Source organism: Streptomyces silaceus, from assembly GCF_001419745.1.
GTDB lineage: Bacteria > Actinomycetota > Actinomycetes > Streptomycetales > Streptomycetaceae > Streptomyces > Streptomyces silaceus.
Map to the genome: position 1 here is coordinate 1 of NZ_LIRJ01000218.1, position 6,817 is coordinate 6,817.

The 6,817-nt window shown below is 74.1% G+C and carries 5 protein-coding genes and 1 pseudogene; 2 read left to right on the plus strand and 4 right to left on the minus strand.

The annotated features are described in order from the left end of the window. Positions 1-62: 62 nt before the first annotated feature. Together afsK and kbpA are read right to left on the minus strand one after the other, a co-directional pair. Complete coding sequence (gene afsK / locus AOK22_RS21105) at positions 63-2,450, minus strand: protein serine/threonine kinase AfsK (protein WP_055700265.1); 2,388 nt, start codon at positions 2,448-2,450, stop codon at positions 63-65. A gap of 236 nt (positions 2,451-2,686) precedes the next feature. Next, the gene (gene kbpA, locus AOK22_RS21110) at positions 2,687-3,484 is read right to left on the minus strand and encodes an AfsK-binding protein KbpA (RefSeq protein ID WP_055700266.1); all 798 of its coding nucleotides are present in this window, start codon (positions 3,482-3,484) and stop codon (positions 2,687-2,689) included. Between the two features lie 158 nt (positions 3,485-3,642). Here kbpA and AOK22_RS21115 point away from each other — a divergent pair, with 158 nt between their 5' ends. Beyond that, on the plus strand, positions 3,643-4,290 hold the full coding sequence (locus tag AOK22_RS21115; RefSeq protein WP_055700267.1) for a TetR/AcrR family transcriptional regulator: 648 nt from the start codon (positions 3,643-3,645) through the stop codon (positions 4,288-4,290). Between the two features lie 103 nt (positions 4,291-4,393). Here the strand turns inward: AOK22_RS21115 and AOK22_RS21120 are convergent, their stop codons facing one another. Both AOK22_RS21120 and AOK22_RS21125 read right to left on the minus strand, forming a co-directional pair. Beyond that, the gene (locus AOK22_RS21120; RefSeq protein WP_055700268.1) at positions 4,394-4,867 is read right to left on the minus strand and encodes a nitroreductase family deazaflavin-dependent oxidoreductase; all 474 of its coding nucleotides are present in this window, start codon (positions 4,865-4,867) and stop codon (positions 4,394-4,396) included. Beyond that, positions 4,867-6,168: an acyl-CoA dehydrogenase family protein gene (locus AOK22_RS21125; protein ID WP_079036719.1), complete on the minus strand. Its 1,302-nt coding sequence runs from the start codon at positions 6,166-6,168 to the stop codon at positions 4,867-4,869. Before AOK22_RS21125 ends, AOK22_RS21120 begins: the two co-directional genes overlap by 1 nt. A 155-nt stretch (positions 6,169-6,323) precedes the next feature. On the opposite strand from AOK22_RS21125, the pseudogene AOK22_RS21130 reads away from it, so the two are divergent. After that, positions 6,324-6,817 (plus strand): annotated as a pseudogene (locus AOK22_RS21130) (acetyl-CoA acetyltransferase); the annotation flags it as partial.

The following is a 6,817-nucleotide window of genomic DNA, read 5'->3' on the forward strand; positions in this document are numbered from 1 at the left end:
GGAGCCGGAATCGGCGTCGGCGTCGGAATCGGCGTCGGCGCGACCGCCCAGGTCGCCCCCGCCTACGCCCGAGGCGACGTCCCCGTGCCCCGTTCCGCGTCCAGCGCGTACACGCAGCGGTCCTTGCTGCAGGCGTAGACCACGCCGTCGCGGACGACCGGGGCGCCGGTGATCTCGCCTCCCGTGGCGAGCTTCCAGCGGAGGCGGCCGTCGTCGGCCTTGAGGGTGTAGAGGAGGTGGTCCGTGGAGCCGAAGTGGATGCGGCGGTCGGCGACGACGGGCGCGCCGACGACCTCGCCGCCCGCCTGGAACCGCCACTTCGGCGTGCCGGTGACCGCGTCGAGGGTGTAGAGACCCTTGCCGCTGCCCACATGGACGTGGCCGTCGGCGACGAGGACCGGTTCGATCGAGGAGCGGGACTCCGTGGCGATGCGCCAGCGGTCGCGGCCGTCCGTGGCGTCCAGGGCGTACACCGTGCCGAGGTAGTCGGCGAGGTACACGCCGCCGCCCGTGACGGCGGGACCCGGCGCGAAGGCGGGCGGACACAGGAACGCCGCGGGCGCCTCGAAGTGCCAGCGGACGTGCCCGCTCGCCACGTCGACGGCGAGGACCCGCGTCCCCGCGGCCACGTACACGTACCCGTCCTGCGCCTGCGTGAGCCGCACCGGCACACCGCCGCAGGAGGCCGCGTCGCCGACGGGGTAGGACCAGCGCTCCTCGCCGGTGCGGGCCTCCAGGGCGCGCAGCCGCGCGTCCTTCCAGACGTACACCGTGCCGTCGAACACGGCGGGCCCGGCCTCGGGCGTCTCGAAGTCGGTCTGCGCCCCGGTGATCTCCCAGAGCTTCTCGCCGTTGGCGGCCTCCCAGGCCTGGACGCCGCCGCCGCGCGTGCCGGTGACGACGGTGCCCCGGTCGGCCTGGAGGGAGTAGACCCAGGCGTCGGTCGGCAGCCGCCACAGGTCGGAGCCGTCGGCACCGTCGAGGGCGTAGAGCGTCGGGCCGTCGGAGGCGTGGATGCGGCCGTCGGCGACCGCCATGGACCAGGCGACGTCCCGCGTCTTGAAGCTGCGCCGGCCCGTGGACACGTCCAGCGCGTGGACCTCGAAGGACGTGACGTAGACGAGGTTCCCGGCGACCGCGGGCGTGCCCCACACGTCGTTGGACATCCGGAACCGCCAGGGCCGCCAGGACGTGTTCCCGGCGTCGGGCGCCTGGGCGGGCGGCGGCACGGCGGGGGCGACGCCGTTGGCCGCTCCCCTGGGGCCGGACGAGGACCGCGACCAGGACGCGGCGAGACCGGAGTCCCCGGGCACCGGACCGCGGGCGTCCCCGACGCGCGGCCCGGGGCCGATCGGCACCTTCGCCCCGGCGAGCCGCACGGGCCCCCCGTCGGGCGTGGCCGCGAAGGGCGGCTGCGAGGGCGCGGGCGGCGGCTGGTGCGGGGGCGGCGGCGCGGTGACGGGCGCCGCGGGGGCGACGGACTGCGCGGGGGCCGCGCCCCGGCCGCCGCTGCGCCCGGCCGCGGCCGCGACCCGGGCGGCCGGGCGGCCGCCCCTGCGGGCCTCGATGAGCGCGACGGCCCGCTCGGGCAGCCACGCGGACGCCGTCCCGCTGTCGTCGCCGTCGACGCTGTCGGAGGCGAAGAGGTGCGGGGCGAGCTGGGCCTGGAGGTCGGCGGGGGTGGGCCGCAGGGCGGCCTCCATCTGCATGCAGGACTCGATCAGCGGACGCAGCTCGTCCGGGAGTCCTTCGAGGTCGGGTCCTTCCCTGAGCAGCATGAAGACGGTCTCGACGGGGTTCGCGCCGTGGAAGGGCGCGTGCCCGGTGGCGGCGAAGACGAGGGTGGAGCCGAGCGAGAAGACGTCCGAGGCGCCGGTGACGCTGCGCGAGTCCTTCGCCTGCTCGGGTGACATGTACGCGGGGGTGCCCACGGCGACGTTCGTCATGGTCAGCCGCGTGTTGGAGACGCCGGAGGCGATGCCGAAGTCGATGACGCGGGGGCCGTCCTCGACGACGAGGACGTTGGACGGCTTGAGGTCACGGTGGACCAGGCCCGCGCCGTGGATGGACTCCAGGGCCTCGGCCACGCCCGCCGCCAGCCAGCGCACCGCCTGGGTGGGCAGCGGCCCGTGTTCATTCACTATTTCCTCGAGCGAGGGCGCGGGGACGTACGCCGTGGCCAGCCAGGGCACGGCGGCCCGCGGGTCGGCGTCCACGACGGCGGCCGTGTAGAAGCCGGAGACGGCGCGCGCCGCCTCGACCTCGCGCGTGAAGCGGACCCGGAACAGCTGGTCCTCGGCGAGCTCGGTCCGCACCGTCTTGATCGCCACGCGCCGCCCCGACGCGGAGCGCGCGAGATAGACCAGGCCCATGCCACCGGCGCCCAGCCGCCCGAGGACCTCGAACGGGCCGATCCGCCTCGGATCGTGCTGCGTCAGCTGATCCACCACTTGCCCTGCCACCTCCCCGTACGCGGCCGCCGAAGAAGACAGCCCCGTGCAGCGTCTCACCACCGAGCCGCTACGGCGGCACGCACCCTGATTCTTCCTGTCCGAGGCGGCGGTTGCGAACCCGGGGCGGGATCGGGGTGTCTACGGACAAATCACATCCGCGACGGGCCCCGCCGAGCGGAACCTTCGATTCAGTCCGGTGGGAACCCACGGTTCAGTCCGGCGGAACCCGCGGTTCAGTCCTGCAGCACCGCGAACGTCGCCCCCTGATTGTCGGTGAGCACCGCGATCCGCCCGTACGGAATGTCGAAGGGCGGTGCCTGGACGCGCCCGCCGAGCCGGGTGACCGCCGCGGCCGTCGCGTCGGCGTCGGCGACGTTGAAGTAGACGAGGAAGTGCGCGGGCATCTCGGCGGGGAAGGAGCCCGACACCAGGCCGCGCCCGCCGATCGCGGTGTCCGGTCCCGGCTCGGCGCCCGCGGGGGACCAGGTGCGGAATTCCTCGCCGTCGAGGTCCAGGTCGCAGACGCCGTAGCCGAAGACACCCTCATAGAAGGGGTCGACCAGGTCCTTGTCGCGCGAGTACACCTCGGTCCAGCAGAACGATCCGGGCCGCCGCCGCAGGCCGAAGCCCTGGTGGGTGCCGCCCTGCCAGAGGCCGAAAACGGCGCCCTCGGGGTCGGCGGAGAGGCCGGGCGTGCCGAAGGGCCCGACCCGCATGGCCTCCATGACCACGGAGCCGCCCGCGTCCTTGATGCGCCCGGCGAGCGCCGCCGCGTCGGGCGTGGCCAGGTACACCGTCCATACGGTGGGCATGCGGCCGTCGGTCTTGGGCGCGAGCGCGGCAACGGGGAGGCCGTCGCGGTACGCCATGACGTAGTGCCCGTACTCCGGGCCCGCGGCCTCGCCGAAGGTCCACCCGAAGAGCTCACCGTAGAACCGCTTGCCGCCCTCGACGTCGGGGAGCATCGCGTCGACCCAGCAGGGCACGCCTTCCGCGTATCCGCCCCTGGGGTCCTGTGCCGCGTAGTCCATGTCCGTCAAGCTAGCCCGCGGACCCACGGCCCGCACGGTAGAAAATCGAACATTTGGCCAATTCCCGCGGGGTGCGCCCCCGGGCCGCGCTCACGCGCCCCAACCCCATTTGCACTCGGCCGAATCGCGCTCCGATCACCCCTCGGTAAGCTGACGGCATGACAGGACAGGTACGAACCGTCGACGGCCGCGTGGCCGGTCGACGCGGTCAGGCGACGCGTCAGAAGCTGCTCGACTGCCTCAGCGAGATGCTCAGCTCCTCGCCCTACCGGGACGTCAAAGTCATCGACGTCGCCCGGAAGGCGGGGACTTCACCCGCGACCTTCTACCAGTACTTCCCGGACGTCGAGGGCGCCGTCCTGGAGATCGCGGAGCAAATGGCCACGGAGGGAGCCGAGTTGACCCAGCTGCTCGACGGCCGCTCGTGGGTCGGCAAGGCCGGCTGGCAGACCTCGCAGGACCTGGTCGACGGCTTCCTCGACTTCTGGCGCAAGAACGACGCGATCCTCCGGGTCGTCGACCTGGGCGCCGCCGAGGGCGACAAGCGCTTCTACAAGATCCGGATGAAGATCCTCAACTCGGTCAACAACTCCCTTACGGACACCGTCAAGGAGCTCCAGGCCAAGGGCAAGGTCGACAAGGACATCAGCCCGGCCGCCATGGCCGGTTCACTGGTCGCGATGCTCGCCGCGGTCGCCTCGCACCAGCGCGGCTTCCAGACGTGGGGCGTCAAGCAGGCCGAACTCAAGCCGAACCTGGCCATGTTGGTACATCTGGGCGTGACGGGGAAGAAGCCGACGAAGTAGCCCCGGCGGGCGCAATGCCCCCATCCTGTCAGCCCTGCGGCGGATCACCTTCGTGATCCGCCGCTGTGGTCTCCGGGTGCCCCCTCCACGACGGGGGCGCCCCTCAGGTGCGTTCCAGTCTGAACAGGCGGATCTGGCGGTCGATCCGGGCCTGGTACGTCGCGTACGGCGGCCAGAACCGCAGGGCCGCCTCCCAGGTCTCGGACCGCTCCTCCCCCTGCAACAGACGCGCCCGCACCGGGATGTCCGCACCCCGCCAGCTGATCGTGGCCTCGGGATGGGCCAGCAGGTTCGCGGTCCACGCGGGGTGGCCGGGGCGGCCGAAGTTCGACCCGATCAGCACCCAACTGCCCGATTTCTCCTCCGGCATGCACGCGAGCGGCGTACGCCTGGGCAGGCCGCTCTTCGCGCCGCGCGCCGTCAGGACGACGCCGGGCAGCATCTTCGCGCTGAGCAGCACCTTGCCGCGCGTCAGCCGGTGCACCGTGCGGTCCATCGCGGGGATGACGTGCGGCGCGATCCTCGCGAAGGTGCGGGTGGACGAGACCTTCTGCATCATGCGCAGTCCGGGCGGCATCAGACGGCCTCCCCCAGGCCGGCGCCCGCCGGGGCCGCCGGAGCCTCCGAGGCCGCCGGAGCCGCGCCCTCCGCGGGCGGCTCGTGGTCCGCGAACAGCCCGGCCCGTTCCGCCGCCCGTGCGCGCAGCCGGTGCACGGGGCCGAAGAGCAGTTCGTCGCCGGCCGCGCGCTTGAAGTACAGGTGCGCCTCGTGCTCCCAGGTGAAGCCGATGCCGCCGTGCAGCTGCACGGCCTCGGACGCGGCGGTGCGCAGCGCGTCGAGGCCCTGCGCGAGCGCGAGCCCGCCGGCCCGCTCGGCGCCCTGCCCGCCGAACCCGGCGGCCTCCGCGCCGGCCGCCCACGCCGCGTAGTAGGCGGCCGACCGCGCGGCCTGCACCTGTACGTACACGTCGGCGAGGCGGTGCTTGACCGCCTGGAAGGAGCCGATCGCCCGGCCGAACTGCTCGCGCTGCTGGACGTGGTCGACGGTCCGCTCCAGGACCTGGTCCGCGGCTCCGACCAGTTCGGCGGCGACGACGGTGGCGGCGATGTCCCCGACGGCGGCGAGCGCGTCGGGCACGTCGATCCCCTCGCCGCCCTCGGCCGCCCGGTCGGTGCCGAGCAACTCCGCCTCGACGTCGCGCAGTTCGACGCGGGCCTGGGTGCGGGTCTCGTCGAGCGCAGTCTGGCGCGTCCGCACCATGCCGGCCGCCCCCTCGCGCACGAGGAAGAGGAGCGTGCGGGAGCGGGCGAAGCCGCCCACGTGCGCGGCCACGACGAGCAGCCCCGCGCTGTGCCCGTCGACGACCTGCTCGGCCTGCCCGTACAGCCGCCACACCCCGTCCTGGTGCCGGGCCTGGACGCCGCCCGCGCGGCCGCCGCCCGCCCAGTCGCCGCGGTTGTCGCCCGCGAGGCCGAGCGCCGTGGCGAGGCCGGTGCCGGGGACGGCGAGGGCGGCGGTCAGCTCGCCCGCGGCGATGCGGGGCAGGAGCGCGGCGCGCTGCTCCTCGGTGCCGAGCGCGAGGATCAGCGGGGCGGCGAGGACCGCGGTGGCCAGGAGCGGGGTGGGCGCCAGGGCGCGGCCCAGTTCCTCGCTCCCCAGCGCCAGTTCGGCGGTCGTGCAGCCGACGCCTCCGTAGGTGTCCGGGAGCGCGAGGCCGGGCAGGCCGAGCTGTTCGGCGAGGGCGGACCACAGGGCGGAGTCGTGACCGGCCGGGGTGCGCACGGCCGCCCTGACCTCGTCGGGGCCGCAGCGTTTGGTGATCACTTCGCGAAGGGTGCGGCGGATCTCGCCCTGCTCCGCGCTGAAGGCGGCGTCCATCGGCAGGCTCCTCCCCCGGGCCCGACGGCCCGGACCCAGATCTGACGGGCCGTCATGTTAGGCCGGTGGCGGCGATATGCACAGAGCGGCGGCGGCGCCGATCCGCCGATCCCGACCCCCTCTCCGCCGCCCGTATCTGATGTACCGTCAGATTCATGCCTACTGCCACCCGCTCCACCTCCGCACGCAAGGTCGCCGTCGTCGGTGTCGCCCTCTCGGACTGCGGCAGGGTCGACGAGGCCACCCCCTACGCCCTGCACGCCCAGGCCGCCCGCCGCGCCCTCGCCGACTCCGGTCTCGGCCGCGACGTCATCGACGGCATCGCCTCGGCGGGCCTCGGCACCCTGGCGCCGGTCGAGGTCGCCGAGTACCTCGGTCTCGCGCCGCGCTGGGTGGACTCGACGTCGGTCGGCGGCGCCACCTGGGAGGTCATGGCCGCGCACGCGGCGGACGCGATAGCCGCGGGGCGGGCGAACGCGGTGCTCCTCGTCTACGGCTCGACGGCCCGCGCGGACATCAAGGCGCGGCGCCGCACCTCCAACCTGTCCTTCGGCGCCCGGGGCCCGCTGCAGTTCGAGGTCCCGTACGGGCACTCCCTGATCGCCAAGTACGCGATGGCCGCGCGCCGCCATATGCACGAGTACGGCAC